Annotated in this window: 20 protein-coding genes; 11 read left to right on the top strand and 9 right to left on the bottom strand. The window is 63.0% G+C overall.

Translation table 11 applies throughout. The features are described 5' to 3' along the window. The first annotated feature begins 38 nt into the window (after nucleotides 1-38). The 7 genes from NCR40_RS23195 to NCR40_RS23165 all read left to right on the top strand — a co-directional run bounded on the left by NCR40_RS23195 (nucleotide 39) and on the right by NCR40_RS23165 (nucleotide 7,039). A complete protein-coding gene (locus tag NCR40_RS23195; RefSeq protein ID WP_250510768.1) occupies nucleotides 39-1,244 on the top strand; it encodes an MFS transporter in 1,206 nt (401 codons plus the stop codon). 304 nt (nucleotides 1,245-1,548) lie between these two features. Then, a complete protein-coding gene (locus tag NCR40_RS23190) occupies nucleotides 1,549-2,850 on the top strand; it encodes a gallate dioxygenase (RefSeq protein ID WP_250510767.1) in 1,302 nt (433 codons plus the stop codon). Between the two features lie 30 nt (nucleotides 2,851-2,880). Beyond that, nucleotides 2,881-4,233 (top strand): MFS transporter, encoded by a 1,353-nt coding sequence (locus NCR40_RS23185; RefSeq protein WP_250510766.1) that lies wholly within the window; start codon nucleotides 2,881-2,883, stop codon nucleotides 4,231-4,233. Nucleotides 4,234-4,247: 14 nt separating this feature from the next. After that, nucleotides 4,248-5,273, top strand: coding sequence for an amidohydrolase family protein (locus NCR40_RS23180; RefSeq protein WP_244830019.1), 1,026 nt, complete (start codon nucleotides 4,248-4,250; stop codon nucleotides 5,271-5,273). A gap of 2 nt (nucleotides 5,274-5,275) precedes the next feature. Further along, nucleotides 5,276-5,959 carry a 4-carboxy-4-hydroxy-2-oxoadipate aldolase/oxaloacetate decarboxylase gene (gene ligK / locus NCR40_RS23175; RefSeq protein ID WP_250468575.1) on the top strand — a complete coding sequence of 228 codons (684 nt, stop codon included), beginning with the start codon at nucleotides 5,276-5,278 and terminating at the stop codon, nucleotides 5,957-5,959. A 1-nt stretch (nucleotide 5,960) separates the two neighbouring features. After that, a complete protein-coding gene (locus NCR40_RS23170; RefSeq protein ID WP_250510765.1) occupies nucleotides 5,961-6,653 on the top strand; it encodes a substrate-binding domain-containing protein in 693 nt (230 codons plus the stop codon). Continuing rightward, nucleotides 6,650-7,039, top strand: coding sequence for a hypothetical protein (locus NCR40_RS23165; protein WP_250510764.1), 390 nt, complete (start codon nucleotides 6,650-6,652; stop codon nucleotides 7,037-7,039). The genes NCR40_RS23170 and NCR40_RS23165 overlap by 4 nt, the downstream gene beginning before the upstream one ends. Nucleotides 7,040-7,067: 28 nt before the next feature. Here NCR40_RS23165 and NCR40_RS23160 read toward each other — a convergent pair whose 3' ends face one another. The 5 genes from NCR40_RS23160 to NCR40_RS23140 are packed head-to-tail and all read right to left on the bottom strand — an operon-like array spanning nucleotide 7,068 to nucleotide 12,510. After that, a complete protein-coding gene (locus NCR40_RS23160) occupies nucleotides 7,068-7,988 on the bottom strand; it encodes a dihydrodipicolinate synthase family protein (protein ID WP_250494189.1) in 921 nt (306 codons plus the stop codon). 19 nt (nucleotides 7,989-8,007) lie between these two features. Further along, on the bottom strand, nucleotides 8,008-8,964 hold the full coding sequence (locus NCR40_RS23155) for an amidohydrolase family protein (RefSeq protein WP_250510763.1): 957 nt from the start codon (nucleotides 8,962-8,964) through the stop codon (nucleotides 8,008-8,010). Nucleotides 8,965-8,970: 6 nt separating this feature from the next. Continuing rightward, complete coding sequence (locus tag NCR40_RS23150) at nucleotides 8,971-9,972, bottom strand: 4-hydroxythreonine-4-phosphate dehydrogenase PdxA (protein ID WP_244830026.1); 1,002 nt, start codon at nucleotides 9,970-9,972, stop codon at nucleotides 8,971-8,973. A 22-nt stretch (nucleotides 9,973-9,994) separates the two neighbouring features. After that, entirely contained in the window at nucleotides 9,995-11,281 is a 1,287-nt protein-coding gene (locus tag NCR40_RS23145) for an MFS transporter (RefSeq protein WP_250510762.1), read from the bottom strand. 53 nt (nucleotides 11,282-11,334) lie between these two features. Next, nucleotides 11,335-12,510 carry an L-rhamnonate dehydratase gene (locus tag NCR40_RS23140; protein WP_250468560.1) on the bottom strand — a complete coding sequence of 392 codons (1,176 nt, stop codon included), beginning with the start codon at nucleotides 12,508-12,510 and terminating at the stop codon, nucleotides 11,335-11,337. A gap of 169 nt (nucleotides 12,511-12,679) precedes the next feature. Between NCR40_RS23140 and NCR40_RS23135 the strand changes: the two genes are divergently transcribed. Beyond that, nucleotides 12,680-13,603: a LysR family transcriptional regulator gene (locus tag NCR40_RS23135; RefSeq protein ID WP_250510761.1), complete on the top strand. Its 924-nt coding sequence runs from the start codon at nucleotides 12,680-12,682 to the stop codon at nucleotides 13,601-13,603. Nucleotides 13,604-13,661: 58 nt separating this feature from the next. Here NCR40_RS23135 and NCR40_RS23130 read toward each other — a convergent pair whose 3' ends face one another. The 4 genes from NCR40_RS23130 to NCR40_RS23115 form a co-directional block, all read right to left on the bottom strand. After that, a complete protein-coding gene (locus NCR40_RS23130; RefSeq protein WP_250494183.1) occupies nucleotides 13,662-14,978 on the bottom strand; it encodes an MFS transporter in 1,317 nt (438 codons plus the stop codon). A 225-nt stretch (nucleotides 14,979-15,203) separates the two neighbouring features. Continuing rightward, nucleotides 15,204-16,760, bottom strand: coding sequence for a methyl-accepting chemotaxis protein (locus NCR40_RS23125; protein ID WP_284503442.1), 1,557 nt, complete (start codon nucleotides 16,758-16,760; stop codon nucleotides 15,204-15,206). Nucleotides 16,761-16,950: 190 nt separating this feature from the next. Next, on the bottom strand, nucleotides 16,951-17,925 hold the full coding sequence (locus NCR40_RS23120) for a glycosyltransferase family 2 protein (protein WP_244830034.1): 975 nt from the start codon (nucleotides 17,923-17,925) through the stop codon (nucleotides 16,951-16,953). 234 nt (nucleotides 17,926-18,159) lie between these two features. Next, entirely contained in the window at nucleotides 18,160-18,921 is a 762-nt protein-coding gene (locus NCR40_RS23115; RefSeq protein ID WP_250494181.1) for a DUF899 domain-containing protein, read from the bottom strand. A gap of 101 nt (nucleotides 18,922-19,022) precedes the next feature. On the opposite strand from NCR40_RS23115, the gene NCR40_RS23110 reads away from it, so the two are divergent. The 3 genes from NCR40_RS23110 to NCR40_RS23100 all read left to right on the top strand — a co-directional run bounded on the left by NCR40_RS23110 (nucleotide 19,023) and on the right by NCR40_RS23100 (nucleotide 23,200). Beyond that, nucleotides 19,023-20,243 (top strand): helix-turn-helix domain-containing protein, encoded by a 1,221-nt coding sequence (locus NCR40_RS23110; protein ID WP_250510760.1) that lies wholly within the window; start codon nucleotides 19,023-19,025, stop codon nucleotides 20,241-20,243. 39 nt (nucleotides 20,244-20,282) lie between these two features. Continuing rightward, a complete protein-coding gene (locus NCR40_RS23105; protein WP_244830040.1) occupies nucleotides 20,283-20,921 on the top strand; it encodes a Vgb family protein in 639 nt (212 codons plus the stop codon). 161 nt (nucleotides 20,922-21,082) lie between these two features. Further along, complete coding sequence (locus NCR40_RS23100) at nucleotides 21,083-23,200, top strand: hybrid sensor histidine kinase/response regulator (RefSeq protein WP_250510759.1); 2,118 nt, start codon at nucleotides 21,083-21,085, stop codon at nucleotides 23,198-23,200. The last annotated feature ends 83 nt before the right edge of the window (nucleotides 23,201-23,283 follow it).

The raw sequence follows: 23,283 nt of genomic DNA, 5'->3' as shown, positions 1-23,283 counted from the left end.
GTCTTTTAGGCCTCGTCACGCCGTCGTCCGGGAGACTCATGCGCTTTATTCCGTTTTCCTTGCCGTCCTTGCTTAAAACAGACCGGACCGCGCTTTTACCTTCGCGCGTGCTTTGGTTGTCCTGCGTCGCACACGCGCTGCACGACGGTTACACGGACATGATCTACGCGTTGCTGCCGGTGTGGCAGGCGGACTTCGGTCTGGGGTATGGCGCGCTCGCCATGCTGCGCGGCGTCTATGCCGGAACCATGGCGAGTCTCCAGATACCGGCCGGGCGTCTGGCGCAAAGGCTTGGCAGCCGGGCGACGCTTGCGCTCGGCACGTTGCTCGCAGCCGGTGGCTACGCGCTCGCGGGTATGTCGGGAAGCCTGCTCGGTTTGTGCGTGGCGTTGGCGGTATCGGGAAGCGGGTCGAGCACGCAGCATCCCATTGCATCGGGCGCGGTGTCGCGCGTCTATGGCCGCCGCGCGCGCGGCCCATTGAGCGTCTACAACTTCTCCGGCGATCTCGGCAAATCGGCATTGCCGGCCGCAATCTCTCTTCTCGTTACGCTCATGCCCTGGCGTCACGCGCTCTGGATCATGTCGGTCCTGGGTTGCGTCGTCGCTGTATCCATTGCACTTTTCTTCCCTGTCGTACCGAGAAGCACGCCGGCCGCCGATGTACATTTAATCGGCAACCGCGGCGGCTCAGGACGAGGTTTTTCGGTGCTGCTCTCGATAGGCGTGCTCGACACCAGCGTCCGCATGGGCCTGCTGACGTTCCTGCCGTTCTTGTTGAAAGAGAAAGGCATCTCTCAACCGATGCTGGGCACGGCGCTCGCGCTGGTTTTCATCGGCGGCGCGGCCGGCAAGTTCGCCTGCGGATGGCTCGGCGCGCGGCTGGGCGTGATCGGCACCGTGCTCGCAACCGAGGGCGGCACGGCGGCCTGCATCGTCGCGGTGATGCTCTGCCCGCTGAGCGTCGCGATGGTCTTGCTGCCGCTCCTCGGCGTGATGCTCAATGGCACCTCGTCCGTGCTCTACGGCACCGTGCCGGAACTGGCGCCACTCGACGGAGCCGAGCGGGCCTTTGCGCTTTTCTATACCGGCACCATTGCGTCGGGCGCGATCTCGCCGGTCATCTACGGTTTCCTCGGCGACCGGATCGGCGTGCACGGCGCCACGCTTGCCACGGCTCTCACGGCCATCGCCATTTTTCCGCTGGCTATCGCACTGCGCTCGCGCCTCGCGCGCGAGGCCTAGATCGCGCATGTTCGTGCCAATCCGTCCGCGAACAAGCGGGCGGTCTGGCGACCTTGCGTCTTCCTTCTTCGCGCATCAGTTTTATTTATCGGACGCCGCATCACGCAGCCAGCCGATCGCTCGCCAAACCCCAGCAAGCAAAGGCATCGAACGCCGTCGGACGTATCGAATCGCGCCCATCTTCATGGTTTACGCGTAGTTTCCCGCGCAACCGCCAGCCGCTATCTTCCATTCAGTTTTCCGCACCAGACACCGCTGCCGATGGACGCGTAACGCGTCGCCCGGCACCCGAAGGAGCATCACAATGGCTCGCATCATCGGCGGCATTGCTGCCTCGCATACCCCGACCATCGGTTTCGCGTTCGACAAGAACAAACGTGACGACCCGGTCTGGGCTCCCATCTTCGAAAACTTCGCGCCGCTCGCCACATGGCTCGAAGAGAAGCGCCCCGATGTGGTCGTGACGATCTACAACGACCACATCACGTCGTTCTTTTTCGATCACTACTCGGCCTTCGCGCTCGGCGTCGGTCCGGAATGGCGCGTCGCGGACGAAGGCGGCGGCGCGCGCGATCTGCCGCCGATCAAGGGGCATCCCGCGCTCGCGGCGCACATCGGCAACTCGCTCATGACCGACGAGTTCGATATGTCGTTCTTCCAGAACAAGCCGCTCGATCACGGCTGTTTCTCGCCGCTCTCGATGCTTACCCCGCACAAGCCCGACTGGCCGATGCAACTGATTCCGCTGCAAATGGGCGTGCTGCAACTGCCCGTGCCGAGCGCGCGGCGTTTCTACAAGCTCGGTCAGGCGCTGCGCCGCGCCATCGAAAGTTATCCGGAAGACCTCAAGGTCGCGATCATCGCGACGGGCGGCCTGTCGCATCAGGTTCACGGCGAACGCGCGGGCTTCAACAACACGGAATGGGATCACCGCTTCCTCGATCTCTTCGAGCGCGACCCCGAGCAACTCGCCGACATGACGCTCGCCGAATACGCGGAACTCGGCGGCTTCGAAGGCGCTGAAGTGATCATGTGGCTGACCATGCGCGGCGCGCTGTCGAACAACGTCGTGTGCAAGCACCGCAGCTACTACCTTCCGTCGATGGCCGGTATCGCGACCGCCATCTACGAAGGCGAGGACAGCGAGACGAAGCCCGCGATACTCGAACGTCATCGCCAGAAGATGGCCGTGCAACTCACCGATGTCGAGAAGCTGCAAGGCACGTATCCGTTCAGCATCGAAACGGCGGTGCGGGCTTATCGCATCAACGATTATCTGCATCGCATGGTCGAGCCCGCGCATCGCGAGGCGTTCAAGGCCGACGAGGAAGCGAGCTACGAAGCAGCGGGTCTGAGCGAACAGGAGCGCGATCTTCTGCGCCGCCGCGACTGGCGCGGTCTTCTTCACTATGGCGTGATCTTTTTCATGCTCGAAAAGCTGGGCGCGGTGACGGGCATCTCGAACCTGCATATTTATGCGGCGATGCGCGGCGAAACGCTCGAGGAATTCCAGAAGACGCGCAATGCGCCCGGCGCGCTCTACTCGGTGGCGGGCAAGGGCGCGGGCAATCTCGCCTGGGACAAAGAAGAGAAGAACAAGGCTTGACGGCCAAAACGATGCAACACGGAGACGAACATGAACAGCGGTAAAACCATCGACATCAAGGGCTTCATCGACGCGCGGCCCATCTCGGCGTACCAGTGGTTGCTGGTCGCGCTGTGCTTTCTCGTCGTCGCGGCCGACGGCATGGACGTCGCCATCATGGGTTTCGTGGCGCCCTCGATCATCGGCGACTGGCACATCTCGCGGCCCGCGTTCGGACTCGTGATGAGCGCCGCGCCCATCGGACTCGTGATCGGCGCGTTGACGGCGGGACCGGCTTCGGACCGCATCGGCCGCAAGTGGGTGCTGATCACCTCGGTGTTCCTGTTCGGCGTCTTTACCATCGCGACGGCGTTCACCAATTCGCCCTCGTCGATGGCGCTCCTGCGCTTGCTGACCGGCATCGGTCTTGGCGCGGCCATGCCCAACACCACGACGCTGCTCTCCGAATACGCGCCGCAGCGCAAGCGCTCGCTGCTCATCACCATCATGTTCACGGGCTTCAACCTCGGCTCCGCGCTGATCGGCTTCGTCGCCGGCTGGCTGATTCCCGAGCACGGCTGGCGCTCGGTGCTGATCTTCGGCGGCGCGTTGCCGCTCGTGTTGATTCCGCTGCAGATCTGGCTGCTGCCCGAATCGGCGCGTCTCATGTCGGTGCGCGGCGCGACCTCGCAACGGATCGGCGCGGTGCTCGGACGTGTCTGCGGCGAGCGCTTCAAGGGCGATGAAGTCTTCGTATCGACGGAACCGCCGCTGCCGACCAAGAAGCCTATCGGCGTGCTGTTCTCGCAAGGCTATGGTTTCATGACCGCCGCGTTGTGGGTCACGTACTTCATGGGCCTGCTCGTGATCTATCTGCTGACCGGCTGGCTGCCCACCTTGATGAAGGATGCGGGTCTCACGGTTTCCACCGCCGCCAACATCACGGCGATGTTCCAGATCGGCGGCACCATCGGCGCGATCATCGTCGGCTTCATCATGGACAAGACGCGGCCCGCGCCTGTCATCAGCGCGGCGTATCTCGGCGGCGCGGTGTGCGTGCTGGGGCTTGCGTGGATCGGCGCGTTGTCGTCGTCGCTCGCCGTGCTCGTGTTCGCCGCGGGTTTTTGCATGAGCGGCGCGCAGACCGGCCTCAACGCCTTCGCGCCGGGACGCTATCCGACCGTGGCGCGCGCCACCGGCGTGAGCTGGATGCTCGGCATGGGACGCTTCGGCAGCATTTTCGGTTCGGCGATCGGCGGCGCACTGCTCGGTCTGGGCTGGCAATTCGGCGCGATCCTCGCGATGCTCGCGGTGCCCGCCACGCTTGCCGCCGTCGCCATTCTTGTCGCGCAGAAAACGCGCGCCGGCGAACCCGCGCCGCAAACGAACGCCGCTGCACACTAGTTTCTGGAGCAAGGATGATCATCGACATTCACGGCCACTACACCACCGCGCCCAAGGCGCTGGAAGCGTGGCGCAACCGGCAGATTGCCGGCATCAACAATCCTTCGGAGAGGCCGGCGGTTTCCGAACTGCGTATCAGCGACGACGAATTGCGCGAGTCGATCGAGAGCAATCAGCTTCGCCTGATGCGCGAACGCGGGCTCGACCTCACCATCTTCAGTCCGCGTGCGAGTTTCATGGCGCATCATATCGGCGACTTCGACGTGTCGAGCACATGGGCCGCGATCTGCAACGAGCTGTGCTTTCGCGTGAGCGAGTTGTTCCCCGATCACTTCGTCCCCGCCGCGATGCTGCCGCAAAGCCCTGGCGTCGATGTGGCGACGTGCATTCCCGAACTCGTGAAGTGCGTCGAGCAATACGGCAATGTCGCCATCAATCTGAACCCGGACCCGTCCGGCGGTCACTGGACGAGCCCGCCGCTGTCCCACCGTTATTGGTATCCCATCTACGAGAAGATGGTCGAGTACGATATTCCCGCGATGGTCCACGTGAGCACGAGTTGCAACGCGTGCTTTCACACGACCGGCGCGCATTATCTGAACGCGGACACGACCGCCTTCATGCAGTGCCTGACCTCGGACCTGTTCCGCGACTTTCCGAGCCTGCGTTTCGTAATTCCGCATGGCGGCGGCGCGGTGCCTTATCACTGGGGTCGTTTTCGCGGGCTGGCGCAGGAACTGAAAAAGCCGCTGCTCGAAGACCATTTGCTGAAGAACATTTTTTTCGATACCTGCGTGTATCACCAGCCGGGCATCGACCTGCTGACGCGTGTGATTCCCGTCGACAACATCCTCTTCGCGAGCGAGATGATAGGCGCGGTGCGCGGCATCGACCCGCAAACGGGACAGTATTTCGACGATACGAAGCGCTATGTCGAAGCCGCGCAGATCGAACCCGAAGCGCGCTACAAGATCTACGAAGGCAACGCGCGCCGTGTGTATCCGCGCCTCGATACGGCGCTCAAGTCAAAGGGACGTTGAACATGGTCGAACTCGGAGTGGTTTATCGCAACATCGATCGCGCGGACGCAGAGGCCGCGACGAAACTCGGCGCGCTCGGCTCGGCGACCGTGCATGAAGCAATGGGGCGCGTCGGTCTGTTGAAGCCGTACATGCGGCCCATCTATGCGGGCGCTCAGGTGAGCGGCACGGCGGTGACGGTCCTTCTGCAACCCGGCGACAACTGGATGCTGCACGTCGCCGCCGAACAGATTCAGCCCGGCGATATTGTCGTGGCCGCCTGCACCACCGACAACACCGACGGCTTCTTCGGCGACCTGCTCGCGACGAGTTTCAAGGCGCGCGGTGCGCGTGCGCTCGTCATCGACGGCGGCGTGCGCGACGTGCGTGTGCTGACCGCAATGAACTTTCCCGTGTGGAGCCGCGCGATCTCGTCGAAGGGAACGGTCAAGGCGACGCTTGGCTCGGTCAACATTCCGGTGGTCTGCGCGGGCGCATGGGTTACTCCCGGCGATGTGATCGTCGCCGACGACGATGGCGTGGTCGTGGTGCCGGCTGCATCGGCGAGACAGGTGCTCGACAAGGCGAGCGCGCGCGAAGCGCTGGAAGAAGAGAAGCGCGACAAGCTCGCGAGCGGCGTACTGGGTCTCGACATGTACAACATGCGCGAGCCGCTGCAACGCGCGGGCCTGCGCTACATCGACTGATATGGCAACGACGATCACCGGCATCTCGTCGATGGCGACGAAGCATCTGCTAGCCGATCTCGCCCATGCTTATGCAAGCGCATTCGCGCAGCCGGTCGCGATCGAATCGACGGGCGGCGTGGCGGCGTTGCGGCGTATCGAGGAAGGCGAAGCGTTCGATATCGTCGTGCTGGCCGCGAACGCCATCGAGCGTCTTGCCGAAGCAGGACGTATCGATCCGGCGAGACGCGTGAATATCGCGCGTTCGGGCGTGGCCGTCGCGGTGAAGGCGGGCGCGCCGCATCCCTCCATCGACGACGAAAGCGCCGTGCGTCACGCAGTGTTGGCCGCGCGCAGTATCGGCTATTCGACCGGGCCGAGCGGCGCGTATCTCATGCGGCTGTTCGAGCGCTGGGGCGTGCTTCAGGAGGTGTCGTCGCGTATCGTGCAGGCGCCGCCCGGCGTGGCCGTGGGCGGACTTATCGCGCAAGGAGAAGTGGAGCTGGGCTTTCAGCAGATGAGCGAGCTGATCGGCGTCGCGGGCATCGACGTAGTGGGTCCGTTGCCTGCGGACATTCAGACGCTCACGGTATTTCAGGGCGCCGTGTGCACGGCCGCGCGCGAACCCGTGCTCGCGCGCTCCCTTCTTGCTTACCTGAGTTCTCCGGAAGCCGGCGCTGTCATGCAACGTCATGGCATGGAACCCGTTCGATGAGCACGCGCTTGAGCGAACGATGCAGACTTGCACTCTTCCGCCTGGCGTTGTCGGCACCAGGCGGCGTCACTTTGTTTCTGATGGCCGATGGACGAGAGAGCGCCTTGCGCATCGCGCGCGCGGCCGTCTCCATTCTTCGCGAAGTGCCGGTGCATGAAGTGCGCGTACGCGAATCGCTGTCGTTTCGCGAGCTGCTTCGCGCGGGCGTCAGCGACGACCCCGATCTGCGCGTGTTCGAAGCATCGTCGAAAGACGGCAAGGTGCAAGCTTGGATCGAGCCGCCGATCTTCTTTACCGACGACGCCACCTTGCTCGGGAAGTGGGCCGAGCTGCATGCGGATCTCGCGACGGAGACCGCACGGCAGCTCATCGACCGCGCGAAGTAGGGGCGGACTTCAGGCTATTAAAGCAGCGTCAATGCCCCCAGCGCAGCACTAGTGGGTCGAGCTTTCGCGCCACCTTGAGCAAGCCTTCGCGCACTTTAGGATGCATCGGCGCAAGCGGATGCCTCACCGCGTCCGAGCCGATCACGCCGCCTTCCTTCATCAGCGTCTTGCATGCGGCAAGCCCGCACTGGCGGTTCTCGTAATTGATGAGCGGAAGCCATTGCTGATACAACTCGGCGGCTTCGTCGGTGTTGCCGGCAGCGTAGGCATCGACGATCTTGCGAATGCCGTCGGGATAGCCGCCGCCCGTCATCGCGCCGGTCGCGCCTGCATCGAAATCGGGGATCAGCGTGATCGCTTCTTCGCCATCCCACGGGCCGACGATGGCATCGCCGCCGAGTTCGATCAGCTCGCGCAGCTTCGACGCAGCCTGCGCCGTTTCGATCTTGAAGTACGACACGTTTTCGACTTCACGCGCGAGCTTCGCTAGAAAGGGCGCGGACAGCGGCGTGCCCGCGACGGGCGCATCCTGAATCATGATCGGAATGTCGATGGCGTCCGACACCTTCGCGTAGAAATCCTGAATGCCGCGCTCGCTCACGCGGATAGTCGCGCCGTGATAGGGCGGCATGACCATGACCATGGCCGCGCCCGCGTCCTGCGCCGCGCGGCTGCGTTCGGCGCAAACGTGCGAGCTGAAATGCGTCGTCGTGACGATCACCGGCACGCGGCCCGCGACATGTTCCAGCACGGTGCGCTGCACGGCATCGCGCTCTGCGTCCGTCAGCGCAAACTGCTCCGAGAAGTTCGCGAGAATGCACAAGCCGTTCGAACCGGCATCGATCATGAAGTCGATGGCGCGCTTCTGGCCTTCGAGATCGAGCTTGCCTGCGTCGTCGAAGATGGTAGGCGCGACGGGGAACACGCCGCGATAAAGGGGAGCTGCCATTGATTGTTGTCTCCTGGATTTAGATGCGATAGAGGGCGCTGGCATTGTCGTGGAAAAGGGCCAGTCTTTCCGCGGGCGTTCGGTGCGCGACCATCGCCTTGAAGCCGCCGAAAAGATTGTCCAGCGAAACGACGAGGCTATCCACCGGAAAATTACTCGCGAACATGCAGCGCTCGACGCCGAAGCTCGCGATGGCCTCGCGCACCACCGGCCCGTTGCGCTCCACGCTCCAGTTTATCCCCGCTTCGCCGATGCCGGATATCTTGAGCCACACGTTGGGCCAGCGCGCGAGCGTATCGAGCGCGGCGCGCCATGCGCGCAACGCCTCCTCGCTGCGATCGGCCGGTAAGCCCGTGTGATTCACGATGATCTTCACATCGGGAAAGTCGCGCGCAAGTTCGGCCGCTTCCGTGAAATGCCACCACGGAGCCTGCAGTTCGAACATCAGATCATATGCCGCGAGCAGCGCGTAACCACGCCGCCACCGCTCGCAGCGCATGGAACCCGCTGCCGAGAAATCCGCGCGATACTCCGCGCGCGGCACGGTCTTGGGCTTATGACGCACGCTGCGCACGAGCGGCAAGCCACGATATCCATCAAGCACCGCGCGCACGTCTTCGCGATCCAGCCAGATTTGTCCGGCCATTGCATTGGGCAGGCCGGTGCGCGCATTGAGCGCGCTCGCCCAGCGCGCTTCCCCGAGCGGATCGCGCGCGTCCCATTCGCCTTCCATCATCACCGTCTTGACCACGCGATGACTCGCCGCCTGCGCAAAGTAATCGTCGGGCAGGAAGTCATGGCAGATGGCCGCGTAATCGCCATAACGGAACGGAATGCGCGGCAGATCGCGCAGCCACGGATGATAGTTGTTCGCGAGGTCCCAGAAATGATGATGCGCATCGACGACAGGCAGGTCGGCATCGTCGCCGCTTTGCAGGAAGCGCTCGCGCAAGGCATCGATATGGGCGTGCATCATGGGCTCTTAGCTCACGCGGTCTTGTGCCATGCGCACGAGAATATCGAAGGCCTTCTGTGTAGCGCCGACATCGGCGGAACCCTTGCCGTGGATATCGAACGCGGTGCCGTGCGCGGGCGTCGCGATGGGCACAGGCAAGCCGCCGTGCACCGTGACGCCGCGCCAGAAGCCCATGAGCTTCATCGCGATCTGGCCTTGGTCGTGATACATGGTGACGACGCCATCGAAGACCTTTTGGTCGCGTGCACGCACAAAGATGGTGTCGGCGGGAAAGGGGCCTTGCGCGTCGTAGCCGAGCGCGCGTGCATGCTCCACGGCCGGCGTGATGACATCGATCTCTTCGCGGCCGAATGCGCCGTTGTCGCCGTTGTGCGGATTGAAGCCGCAGACCGCGATGCGAGGCGCCGCGATGCCCGCGCGTTTGAGTCCGTCGTGAATCAACTGCACCGCGCCGACTATGCGTTCGTCAGAAAGCCGCGCGCTCACGTCCTTCAATGCAATGTGGGACGTGACGCGCGAGGTCCACAGTTCATCGAGCACGTTGAATTCGCAAAACGCGCCGGCATAGTCGAGCTGATGCGCGAACCATTCCATCTCGTCGTTCGTGTCCATGCCCGCCATGTGCAGCGAGGTCTTGTTGACGGGCGCGAACAACATGGCGTTGGTGCGGTTCGCGCGCGTCAGTTGCAGGGCTTGTTTGAACGCTTCTAGGCTGTAGCGTCCGCCGCGTTCCGTGGATACGGCGGGCTCGTAAGGCGCGTCGTCGGGCAGGCGGAAGTCGATGAGCGAAGGCACGTCGGTATCGCGCGCGGCGGCGGCTTCATCGTTCACCACGGTGTAATCGAAACGTTGCCGCGCGATCTCCATGCCGCGATCGAGTTCGCGCCGGTCGCCGATGATGAGCAGATCGGCACGCTTGCGATTTTCCGGCCGTGCAACGAGGCGCGCGATGAGTTCGGGGCCGATGCCGGCGGGGTCGCCGAGAAGGACAGCAATGCGAGGTTTCATGACGGATCAACCTTTGAGTTTTTTAGCGGGTACGGCGCAGATCGATGGCGATCGAGCCGAAGATATACACCAGCGCGCAGGCGCTGTAGAAATGCAGCACGGTATCGAACGAACCGGTACGCTGCAGGATGAAGCCGGTGATGAGCGGAATCGAGATGCCGCCGACGCTGCCCGCGCAGTTCATGCATGCACCGAGCAGACCGACGCGCCCCGGCGTCGCGAGCAACGAAGGCAGGCTCCAGTAGAGACTACCCCACATCAGCAAGAACGACGCCGCGCACAGCACCGCGACCGCGCTCACCGGCGACTGAATGGTCGGCAGCGCGGCGAATACGGCAAGCGTCGTGACGCCCGATAGCGCGATCATGCTCTTGACCACCTTGCCGCGCGAGAAGCCGTGCGTGCAAAGTGCATCGCAGAGAAAGCCGCCCGACAGCGAGCCCAAAGCGCCGGAAAAGAAGATGAAGAACGTGGCCGCGCCGATCTGCGAAAGACTCAAGCCGCGTGCTTGCGTCAGATAGCTCGGTCCCCACGTGATGAGCCCGAAGAAGATCATCGCCCAGCTCATGCGGCCGACGCACATGGCGATGGTCGAGCGCAGCGGCAAGGGTTCCTCGGCGATGACGCTCGCGGCGACCGGGGCCGCGCCGTCACGAATTCGCGCGAGTTCCGCGCCATTCACGAAGGGATGCTTCGCGGGATCGTCGCGCAGATAGCGCCATGCGAGCCAGCCCGCCGCAATGGTCGCGATGCCCGCCACGACGAACGCCATGCGCCACGAGCCGAACGCGAGGATGAGATTGGAGATTGCAAGCCCGCCGATGGCCGCGCCCAATGGCGAGCCCGCATCCATCAATACGGCGCCGCGACCGCGCTCTTTCTTCGAGAGCCACAATGCATTGAGCTTGCTGCCGGCGGGAAAGAGCGGTGCTTCGGCGCCGCCCAGACCCACACGCAGGAACAGCATCGACAGACCGCCGCCGGCAGCGCCCATCAAGGTCTGGAAAATGCCCCACAACACCGTCGCGCCCGCGATGATCTTGCGCGGACCGTAGCGGTCGATAAGCCATCCGCCCGGTATCTGCAACAGCGCATACGACCAGAAGAAGCTCGACAGGATCAGCCCCTGCATGGCGGGCGAGAGCGCGTATTCCTTGGCGATGGTGGGCATCGCGATGGAAAGCGAGATGCGATCGACGAGATTGATCAGCGTGATGAGAAACACCACGCCAAAGATGCGCCAGCGCACGCTCGTCGCGCGCTCCGACGTAACCGCGTCGAGCGCGGGCGCTTCTATTCTGCTTTCCATTGCGTGTCTCCAATCCTTGATGTCGAGGGCTGCATTGGCCCATCGTTCATGCGTTATTCGATGATGTTGAAGTCATCCAGATACTTGTCCGAGAGCGTGATGCCGAGGCCCGGCGTTTCATCGGAGAGTTGCAGATAGCCGTTCTCCGGTTGCGGTTCACCGTCGAAGATGTAGTAGAAAAGCTCGTTGCCCACTTCCACGTCGTAGACCGGGAAGAACTCGGACATGGGGCTCGCCACGCTCGACATGGTGAGGTGATAATTGTGCATCTGTCCGGCATGCGGAATGACCGGCACGGACCACGCCTCGGCCATTGCGTTGATCTTGCGCGCCGCCGTGATGCCGCCCACGCGATTCGTGTCGTACTGAATGACGTCCACGGCGCGGCGTTCGAGCAGGTCCTTGAAGCCGTAGATGGTGAACTCGTGTTCGCCGCCCGAGATCGGGATGACGTTCATCTTCTTCAGTTCCCGATAGCCCTCGATATCGTCGCCGATGACCGGTTCTTCCAGCCAGCGCGGATTGAATTCGGCCAGGCGCGGCAACATTCTGCGTGCGTATTCGAGCGTCCAGCCCATATAGCATTCGACCATGATGTCGATGTCGTCGCCCGCGAGTTCACGCAAGAGACGCAACTGTTCGACGTTCTTCGCCATGCCGCTCGGGCCGTCTTTCGGGCCGTAGCCGAAGCGCATCTTCATCGCGGTAAAGCCGTCGTCGAGATAGCTCTTTGCTTCGGCGAGAAACACGTCGCGGTCGTCGTTGTTGTAGAGCTTCGAGGCATAGCACCAGATCTTTTCCTTGGTACGTCCGCCGAGCAGTTTGAAGACGGGCTTCTTCACCGCCTTGCCCATGATGTCCCACAAGGCAATATCGACAGCCGAGATCGCCGCCATGCCAATACCCTTGCGCCCCCAGGCAAGCGTGCGCCGATACATCTTCTGCCAGATGTATTCGTGATCGAACGGGTCTTCGCCAATGGCGATGGGCGCGAGATATTCGTCGACGATCTGCTTGGCCACGCGCGGCGCAAGCGCGCAATTGCCGATGCCGATGGTGCCGTCGTCGCACTCCACTTCGACCACAAGCCATTGGTGAAAGCGGAACGAGCCCATGGCGTCGCCGCGTTCGTAGAGAATGTCCACGGCATTCGTGCAGAAGTGCGCTTGCGGCGGCACGACCTTGCCTTTCCATTCGAATACGCGTGCACGGATATGCTTGATCTTCATCGCGAATGTCTCCTTCTTGTTTGATGGAAGGCCGCGCGAGGAAGGGTTTGCGCGGCTGTTTCGGGTGACGCTAGTGTGCGAAACTGCGCGATAACTGACTATTGAATAATTTGCATCGGGTTATTTCCTGCGGTTATCGCGGGAAAGCGCTCACAGGGTTATCGCCGACATGATTGCGCCTGCCAATACCATCCGCAAACGCCTGCGCTTGCGTCATCTTCAACTGATGATGGCGCTCTCCGAAACAGAGTCTCTGCGCAGCGCCGCCGACGAACTCGCCATGACGCAGCCCGCCGCGACCAAGGCGTTGAAGGAACTGGAGGACACCATGGGCGCGTCGCTGTTCGTGCGGCATGCGCGCGGCATGCAGGCCACGGTATATGGCGAAGCGGTCATGCGTTATGCGCGCGTGGTGTTCGAAGACCTCGACGAGTTGCGCGAAGAACTCGCGGCCATCGAAGCGGGGGATATCGGCAAGGTGCGGATTGGCGCGGTCATGGCGCCCGCGCCCGAGCTGTTGACGAAAGTAATCGTGCAGTTGAAGGACGCGCATCCGCGCCTGCATATCACCGTGCAGATCGATACCAGCGATGTGCTCGTGCAAGCCTTGCAGCAGGACCAACTGGATATCGTGGTCGGGCGCATTCCCTACGGGTTTCCCGCCAACGACTTGAGTTTCGAAACGCTTGCCGAAGAGGCATTGGCGATTGTCGCGCGGCCCGGGCATCCGGCGTTCGAATCGGCCGGGCGCCCGAAACTGGATGAGCTCGCGGGGTATGCGTGGATCGTGCAGCCGCATCCGAGCCCGATGCGCGAGATCATCGATCAGACTTTCAGGGAGTCACGCGTCGCACCGCCGGTGAGCACCGTCGAGACGTCTTCCATTCTCACGACGCTTTCGCTGTTGCGCGATTCGGATATGTTGGCGGTGCTGCCGAGTTCAGTTGCCGACTACTACGCTTCGCTCGATACCATCGCTTCCATTGCCACGCCGTTGCGTGGACGGCTCGCGCCTTATGGGTTGATCCTGCGCAGTAACCGGCGCATCAGTCCGGCTACGCAACTGGTCATCGAGGCGATTCGGGCAGCCTAGTTAGGGCGACGGCACGGCCGCGTCATGCGTGTCGAGCGCGAGACGCCGTCGCCGTCCGTCATCGGCGATCCGCGAATGCCAGTTTCCCTTCGGCATCGCGCAACGAGGAATCGGCATCGTTCGCCGGATCGAGTTCGATATCGGGTCGCATGAAGAACGTCATCACGATACCCACCGCAAGCAGTCCCAGCGAGCCGCCGAACGGCAAGGTCCAGCTTCCGGTGCGATCCACGATGAAGCCGAACACGATCGGCGAGAAGATGCCCGCAATGGCCGATCCCGCATTGACGAGCCCGCTCGCAATCCCGACGTGCTTGGGCGTGATGTCCATCGGCACGGCCCAGATGGGACCGATGGTCATTTCGAGGAAGAAGAACGACAGACTCATGCAGCCTGCCATGACCGGCAAGGACTTCACCACCATGACGGGTGCGAGAAAGATCAACGCGCCGAGAAATGCGACGATGATCATGTTGCGCCGCGCGGCGACCACGTTGCCGGTGCGTTTGAGAATGCGGTCGGAGATCACGCCGCCCGCTGTATTGCCCACGACGCCCGAGAGAAACACGCCCGCTGAAAAAAGCGCCGAGCTCTTGAGATCGAGGCCGCGTCCGTGCATGAAGAACGTCGGCAGCCACGTGAAGAAGAGCCAGCCTGTCCAGCCGTAGCAGAAGTAGACCATCATGGTCGGCCCGATGCGCTTGATGAGACGTCCCCACGGCGTCGGCTCGCGGGTCTTCTCCACGGCCACCTTATTCTCGGGCGGCAGCTCGGCGATCTCCTCGGCCGTGATGTGTCGATGCTTGCGCGGGTTATCGGCGAAGTACCACGCGTAGACCAGCACCCAGACCGCGGTCAGCGCGCCCACCAGAATGAACGATGCACGCCACGACGCAAAGGCGACGAGAATCGCGATCAGCGGCGGCGTCAGCGCATTGCCCAGGCGCGAGAACGAATGCGTGAGCCCTTGCACGAAGCCGCGCTTTTGCGCCGGATACCAGTTGACTAGCGCGCGGGCCTGCGCCGGAAGCGCCGCGCCCTCGCCAACACCGAGCAGCATGCGCGCGCAGAAGAGCGATACGACGCCGCCCGCGAAGCCCGTCGCGACCGTGGCGACGATCCAGATCGACGCGCACAGCACGAGCGTGGTCTTCGCGCCGAAGCGATCGCTTACCCATCCGCCGATCACCTGGCAGATCGCATAGGTGTAGGCGAAGGCGCCGAACACGAAGCCGATATCGGTATTGCTGAGATGAAGATCATCGCGAATCAGGCCTGCCGCGGCGGACAGGTTGACGCGATCGAGATACATGATGAAAGACATCGCGCACATGAGCGCGAGGACCGACCGGGTGACCTTGGGTCGATGGAACATAGCGTGTCTCCTCTGAGGCTTGTGCGCTTCATGCGCGCTCTTATCGAGGGCGAATCGTGTATCGATCCGACGTCCGAAGTCTGGAGAAAACAGCGATAGCCGTCTATTGAATTTGCCTTATGAGGCGATTACCACAGGTTATGTCCTTGAAAGCGGCTTCGAAAAAATGCAGCGGCCCGCGCTTCCTTGAGAAGACGCGGGCCGTCAGGGTGAACCAGTAGACGATCAAGCGGCGATGCGTGCGCCTTCGTCATGAAGACGGAAGATTTCGACTGCGGTACGCAACGCGCCCGCCTGATCTTCGAGCGACTGCGCCGCTGCCGCCGCTTCCTCGACGAGCGCCGCGTTCTGCTGCGTCACTTCGTCCATTTGCGTCACGGCGCGCGCCACTTGTTCGATACCGCTCGATTGTTCTTCCGATGCCGCCGCGATCTCGCCCATGATGTCGGTCACGCGTTGCACGGCGTTGCTGATGTCGTTCATCGTGCGGCCGGCTTCATCGACGAGCGCCGCGCCGGATTGCACGCGTTCGACGGAGGTATCGATCAGTTCCTTGATCTCCTTCGCCGCCGCCGACGAGCGTTGCGCGAGCGAGCGCACTTCGCCTGCCACGACCGCGAAGCCGCGTCCTTCTTCGCCTGCACGCGCCGCTTCCACGGCTGCGTTGAGCGCGAGAATGTTGGTCTGGAACGCAATGCCTTCGATGATCGCGATGATGTCCGCGATCTTCGTCGAGCTCTGGTTGATCTCGCCCATGGTGGTCACCACTTGCGACACCACATGGCTGCCCTTGCCCGCGATCTCCGATGCATTGGCGGCCAGCACGCTCGCTTGGCGCGCGTTGTCGGCGTTCTGTTTGACCGTGCCCGTGAGCTCATCCATGCTCGACGCGGTTTCCTGCAATGCCGACGCCTGTTCCTCGGTGCGCGAGGACAAGTCCACGTTGCCCGCCGCAATCTGCTTGGTCGCGGATGCAATCGATTCGCTACCCGAGCGCACCGAACGCACGGTTTCGACGAGGCTCGCCTGCATGGTCGAAAGCCCGCGCAGCAACTGGCCCATTTCGTCGTTCGAGGTGATGCGCACATCGCGGCGCAGGTCGCCTGCGGCAATGGCGCCGAACTGTTCGAGCGCGGCGTCGAGCGGGCGCGCAATGCGCTGGCGCAGCGAGAACCACGAATACGACGATGCAGCGAGCCCGATCACGATCGCGATGATCGACACCATGCGGAACATGGCGAAGGTCGCCTGGCTCGCGTCGTAGTCGCTTTGCGCCTGGTCGAACTGCAGCTTGCGCAACTCGACGCCGGTCTTCGCGAAGTCGTTGAACGCGGCCTGCATCGTGGCGGCGTCGGCGGTGACTTTCGCCTGGTCCTTCGCGCGCACGTCGGCATAGCCTTCGTCGAGCAGCTTCTGCATTTGCAGACGCTGCTCGTTGAATTTGTCCGCAAGCTGCTTTTCGCCGGGAGCCTGGGGCAGGGCGGCGTACTTCGTCCATGCGTCGTCGGAAGTCTTGCGCATCAGCGCGCCCCGGCCGATGGCCTCGTCCGCCGCGTTGGTGCCGATGTTCAGCGCCGCTCGATCGAAGCTCAGACGTTCGCGCGCCATGAACATTTCCGCATTGCCGACCGACACCGCGCTCGGCATTTCATTCGTGAAGAGGTCGTGGGTCGTCTCGTTGGACTTGCTCATGCCGACGAGTCCGACCAGCCCGATGCCGATGAGCAGCATGCTCAGCAGAGTCATGGCGAGGGCGAGGCGGCCCTTGATTGTGGAAAACATATTCGTCCCAAAGGTGGCTGCATCTTGTTCGCGCGCCGGCACGCGACGATGCTCTCGCCTGCCACGCGGCCAGTGAAATGTCACCGGCCGCCTGTATAACGACCGCAACGCGATGGCCTTTAGGGAAACGGTTACCGATAACTGCGCGGCTTTGAGATCGACCGTGCGAAAACCTCGGACATTCAGCGCATCAGGGAAAACGCGGCGTGCCTGAACGCTGCCGGCTACGCATGGCGACGAGCGCGCGCACGATCAGCAAGAGGTGATAGTAGAGCCTGAGACTTGCGCCATACGTGTAGGCATCGGGATGTTCGAAGGCGACGCGCAGCGCGGCGAGCGGCGCATCGTGCCGCGCGTGCAGCGAAACGACGATCGGCGCCAACCGGCGCAACGCGATGCCGCGCGCCGCTTCGAGCGATGGATCGAGCGTCATCGCCGAAACGAACTGGTAGGCGCTAAACGCTGCCGCGCTGACCGAACGGCGCGTGCTGCGCGACACGGAAGCCGTCGTCTTGCGATAGTACGAAACGTATTCGTGCAGATAGTAGACATGCTTGGCCGCCAGACACAACTGCGCGCCGAACACGTAATCGCAGCACGCGCCGACTTCCTCGCGATACCCCACTGCCCGCACGAGCGCCGCGAGCGCCATCCAGCCATTGTTGGGGAACATTTGCACAAGACCGGTTCGTCCTGGCAGCGGCTGCATGCCTTGCGCGCGCCGTTTTCGATGGAACGCCGCATTGAGCGCCGCGCTTTTATGGACATCGACGCGACCTTCGGCATCGACCTCGTATTGATCGCCGAACGCGACTTGCAGATGCGGATACGTCGCCCAAAGCGCCGCGAGCCGCGCGACGGCGTCGTGCACGAGATAGTCGTCGTCGTGGATCAGCATGACGAGCGCGCCCGTCGCACGCTCGAAGAGGCTCGACACATTGCGTGCTTGCCCGAGCGGCACGTCGTTGCGTACATATCGCACGCGCGCGTCGTGCGCGTAGCACGCGGCGATGAGCTGCTGCGTGAGATCGTCACGCGAGTCGTCCCCGATCAATATTTCGATGTGCGGATACTTCTGCGCGAGGCAGGAGTCGAGGCACTGCACGATCAGTTCGGGCCGGTTGCAAGTGGGCAAGCAAATGGAGACCGTCAGCGCGTTTTTCATCTTCTTCTCGCTTCGTCGTTTGTTTATATCGGCGATTTTGTCGGCGATTTTCAGCGGCCGCTTCACAATGCGAAATCTTTCGCGTCGTTAGCAAGGTAGAAGAAAGAGGAAGAAAAATAATCCGAAAAAAATGGGTAATTAATACGGCGTTTGCGGTTCGGGTTCGTACGCCATACCGATTTACGCGATTCACGCGTGCATCGCCCTACCTAACTGGCGCGATGCCCCGCGCCTTCAGCCCGGATATTCGTCGTGACGCTTCCACCAGTTGCCGGTTTCGTTGCGGCCTTTCGGCGCGCGATCGAGCCACTGATACATGCCCCAGAGACTGTCGAGACCTCGCGAGTAGGCCGAGTACGTGTGATAGACGTCGCCGTCCTGCATCGCGAAGACGCTCAAGCCTGGTCTGTCGAGCGAATACGCGGGCGCGGTCGTGCCGACATCGGCGGCGCCTTGCTTGACGGTTTCGGGCGGGTCTTTCTGATCCATCGCGTGGCGATTTTTCGCATAGTTATATTCGATGCTGCCGTCGCGCTGCTGCTCTTCGGTGAACGACACGTTGAAGTCGAAGTTGAAGTCGCCATCGTGCGCGGAGGCCCATGGGAAGTGCCATCCCATACGCTTCTTGTAGGCCGCGAGCTTCTCGATGGGCGCGCGGGACACGCACCACAGCGCGACATCGTGATGCGCGAGATGAATGGCGAAACCGTCGAAGCCATCCGCGATCGCGGAGCAAGACGGGCAGCCCGCCTTCCAGTCCGGCCCGAACATGAAGTGATAAACGAGCAACTGCGAGCGGCCGCCGAATAGGTCAGCCAGCGTGGCGCTTCCTGTTTCCGTATCGAAGCGATAAGTCTTGTCGATGCGAACCCACGGCAACGCCTGACGTGCCGCGGCGAGTTCATCGCTTTGCCGCGTGAGTTCCTTTTCGCGCGAAAGAAGGCTCAAGCGTGCGGCCAGCCAGTCGTCGCGCGTTCCTGTCGTATGACTCGTCATCGTGCTTGTCTCCCGAGTGAGGTTTCGAAATGCACGGTGTTAGATTAGTACCGGACGCACACCTGAGGGGAGTGACAATTGTGGCGGGAATCTGAGGCGGCATGGATTCACTGATCAACGCGGCGGCGCGCGCGCTCGCGGCCGGCGACCCCCTTGGCGCGCTCAATCGTGTTGCATTGCGCGACGACGCCGCCGCGCTCGCACTGCGTGGCATCGCCATGGCGCAACTCGGCGAGTTCGCGCGCGCGAAGACCTTGCTGCGCAGCGCGGCGCGTCGATTCGGCGCGAAGGAAGCGGTTGCGCGTTCGCGATGCGTGGTCGCCGAAGCGGAGATCGCGTTGGCATCGCGCGATCTTGCGTGGCCGCAGAAAGCGCTCGATGCCGCGCGCGTTACGCTCGAAGCGCATGGCGACCACGTCAACGCGGTCCATGCGCGCATTTTGGCGGTGCGCAGGCTCGCGTTGCTCGGCCGGTTGGACGATGCTCGGCTCTTGCTCGCATCGCTCGACGCCTTAAGTCTTCCACCGGCATCGGAGGCCGCGCGCGAACTCATTGCGGCGGCAATCGCGATACGGCGTGTGGAGACGCAGCCTGCGCGCGAAGCGTTGACGCGCGCGCGAGAGGCGGCGCATCGGTCGGGTATCGCCGCGCTCGAAGCCGAAGCGGAAAGCGCGTCGAGCGTGCTCGATGCGCCAGCGGCCAGACGTATCGCACAAGGCGAAGCGCGGCTCCTGCGGCTCGATGAAGTGGAGGCGCTGTTTGCATCGGCTGCGTTCATCGTGGATGCGTGTCGCAATGTCGTCCGCGAAGGCGGCGTGACCATTGCGCTCGCCACGCGTCCGGTGCTTTTCACGCTGGCGCGCGCGCTTGCCGAAGCATGGCCGGACGATGTGCCGCGCGACACGCTCATCGTGCGGGCGTTTCGCATGAAGCATGCGGACGACACGCATCGGGCGCGCTTGCGGGTCGAGATCGGGCGCTTGAGGACGATGCTGCAATCGCTCGCAACGGTGAGCGCGACGCCGCGCGGCTTCACGCTGACGCCGCGTCGGGCAGATGAAGTCGTCGTTCTGGCGCAGCCGACGGAAGACGCCTACGCGACGCTGCTGGCCGTTCTCGCCGATGGTCAAACGTGGTCCAGTTCGGCGCTTGCGTTGGCGCTTGGATCGAGCCAGCGCACGGTACAGCGCGCGCTTACGACGCTCGCGGCGGCGGGCAAGGTTCAGGCATACGGACAAGGACGCGCGCGCCGCTGGATGACCGCACCCCTGCCCGGTTTCACGACGGCCTTGTTACTCCCTGCTGGTTTGGCCTACGACTAGCATGAAGTCTCGATCAACCAGTGAGCAGAGGAAGGCGACATGAAACGCGCAAAGGCGGAGATCATCCGCGAATACGGACCTTTTCCCGAAGTGGAAGGCGTGCACGGCGTGAGCTGGGACGGACAGCAAGTCTGGTTCGCCTCGGGCGATGCCCTCAACGCGCTCGACCCCGAAAGCGGCAAGACCCGACGCAAGCTCGCGGTCGCGGCGCACGCGGGCACTGCCTTCGATGGCGAGCATCTGTATCAGATTGCCGAGGACCGCATTCAAAAGGTCGATCCAAAAACCGGCGAGGTCGTCTCGACCATTCCCGCGCCCGGCGGTGGCGCGGATTCCGGTCTCGCGTGGGCGGAAGGCACGCTCTGGGTCGGACAATATCGCGAGCGCAAGATTCATCAAGTCGATCCGGGCGATGGCAAAATTCTACGCACCATCGATTCCGATCGCTTCGTCACGGGCGTCACCTGGGTCGACGGCGAACTCTGGCACGCCACGTGGGAAAGCGACGCGAGCGAACTGCGACGCATCGACCCGGCCACCGGCGAAGTCTTCGAGCGGCTCGACATGCCGGAAGGCGTGGGCGTCTCGGGACTCGAATCGGACGGCGGCGAGCGCTTTTTTTGCGGCGGCGGGCGCACAGGCAAGATAAGAGCCGTGAAAAAGCCGAAGCCAGAATGATGCACCGGCGCTGTGCCGAAACCGTCAAGCCTCGAGTCGAAGACCAGGCATCCCCCTTGCGAACACGCTACTCCGACATTTCGCGCGCCGCGAATTAGCTTTACTCTGTCGGATTGGTGCGCGCCCTTCGCGCATCGTTCAAAGGAAAAGGATTCCCCGATTTGGATTCGACTTTTTTCGGTCGCCCTCAACTCGATTCATGGGTCGGCGAAACGGCGCGCTTCATACGCGATTTCGACTGGCGCAAAACGCCGTTGGGCCCGATCAACGACTGGCCGCCGGTCTTGCGGTCGGTCGTGCAGGTCATGCTGCCCAACGCATTGCCGATGGCCCTGCTTTGGGGCGACGAAGGCACGCTCGTCTACAACGAAGCCTATGCGAAGTTCTCGGGTGTGCGGCATCCGGGCATCCTCGGCATGGCTATCGAGAAGGCATGGCCCGAGGCGGCGGACTTCAACCGTAACGTGATCGATTCGGGCATGCGCGGCGAGTCGCTGACTTACCGCGACACGCGCTTCGTGCTGGCGCGCGAGCACGATCCCGTCGAAACATGGCTCGATCTGCACTACAGCCCGGTTGCATCGGATGAAGGCGTGCCGGTGGGCGTGCTTGCAGTCGTCGTCGAGACAACCGAGCGCGTGCTGCTCGAACGCAATCGCAGTGCGGCCGAAGCGGCGTTTCGCGGAACCAACGAGCGGCTGCAACTCGCGTTGAATTCGGGCGCCGTGCGCGGCACCTTCGTGTGGGAAATCACGCAAAACCGCGTGAAGGGCGACGAACGTTTCGCGCGCACTTTTCTCTTCTCGCTTCAGGAAGTGGAAACCGGCTTGCCGATCGAGGCGGCGCTCGAGATCATCCATCCGGACGACCGCGGACGCGTGACTTCGCTGATCGCCGCGACCTTGCGCGATGGTGCGCCGTATCGCGCCGAATATCGCATCCGCACGCCGGACGAGGGCTGGATCTGGATTCTGGCGTCCGGCCGCTGCGAATACGATGAAGCCGGAGCGCCGCAGCGGTTTCCCGGCGTGATCGTCGATATCAACGACCGCAAGATCGCCGAAGAAAGCCTCAAGGAGCTGACGCGCGGTCTCGAAGACAAGATTTCCGAAGCCGTGGCGGCGCGCACCGCGGTCGAGGCGCAATTGCGCCAAAGCCTGAAAATGGAAGCGCTCGGCGCGATGACGGGCGGCGTCGCGCACGACTTCAACAACACGCTGCAGGCCATCAGCGGAAATTTGCAATTGATGCAGTATCTGCCGCCAACCGACCCGCGCGTGCCCGAACGCGTTCAGGCTGCGCTGGACGCCGTGCAGCGCGGCGCGACGCTCGCCTCGCAACTGCTGTCGTTCGCGCGGCGGCAGCCGCTCTCGCCGGTGGTCGTCAATCCGCAGCGGCTTTTTGCCGAGTTGCACGAACTTCTGCAGCACGCGGTGGGCGCGTCGGTGGTGATCGGCGCCGCGTTGCCGGAACAGGCGTGGAATTTCTGCGTCGACCGCAATCAGTTGGAGAACGCGCTCCTCAATCTCGCGATCAACGCGCGCGACGCCATTAGCGGCGATGGCCGGCTCACGCTCACGTGTTCGAACGAGTCGCTGGATCACGCCGCGTGTGAGGGCAACGACCTGCGTCCCGGCGAGTACGTGCGTCTTTCCGTATCCGATACGGGCACCGGCATGCCGCCCGATGTCCTCGAACGCGCCTTCGAGCCATTCTTCACCACCAAGCCGGAAGGACACGGCACGGGGCTCGGCTTGTCGATGGTGTTCGGCTTCGTCAAGCAGTCGGGCGGCCATATCCATGTGTCGAGCACGGTGGATGTCGGCACGACGGTGGAGATCTACTTTCCGCGCAGTTACGACGACGAGACCTCGTCGGCCGAAGCGGGCAGCATTCCCACGCACACGGGCAGCGCAACCGTGCTCGTCGTCGACGATGACGTCGCCGTGCTCTCCTCGACGGTCGCGATTCTCGAAGCCATGCATTACACCGTGCTCAAGGCCGCAAGCGGCGACGCGGCGATGAGCGTGCTGGAAAGCGGAATCGGCGTGGACGTGATCCTGACCGACGTGGTGATGCCGGGCAAGGTGAAATGCGCCGATCTCGCCGAATGGGCGTTCGCCCAGCCGCAGCCGGTGCCGGTGATCTACGCGTCCGGCTATACCCGCGACATCATCTCGCGCGACGGCGTGCTGCGGCCCAACGTGACGCTGCTGAACAAGCCTTATCGGGCGGAGCAACTGGCGAAGGAAATTGCGTCGGTGCTGAAACGCGAGTGAGCGCGCTTTCCATCCCATCTAAAGTATTTACCGATCCCGCCGTTATGCATCAGTAAGATAAACCAAAAGCAACAGCAACAGCG

The sequence above is a fragment of the Caballeronia sp. GACF4 genome, assembly GCF_023631025.1.
Lineage (GTDB): Bacteria > Pseudomonadota > Gammaproteobacteria > Burkholderiales > Burkholderiaceae > Caballeronia.
This window is presented reverse-complemented; position numbering and strand designations above follow the sequence as displayed.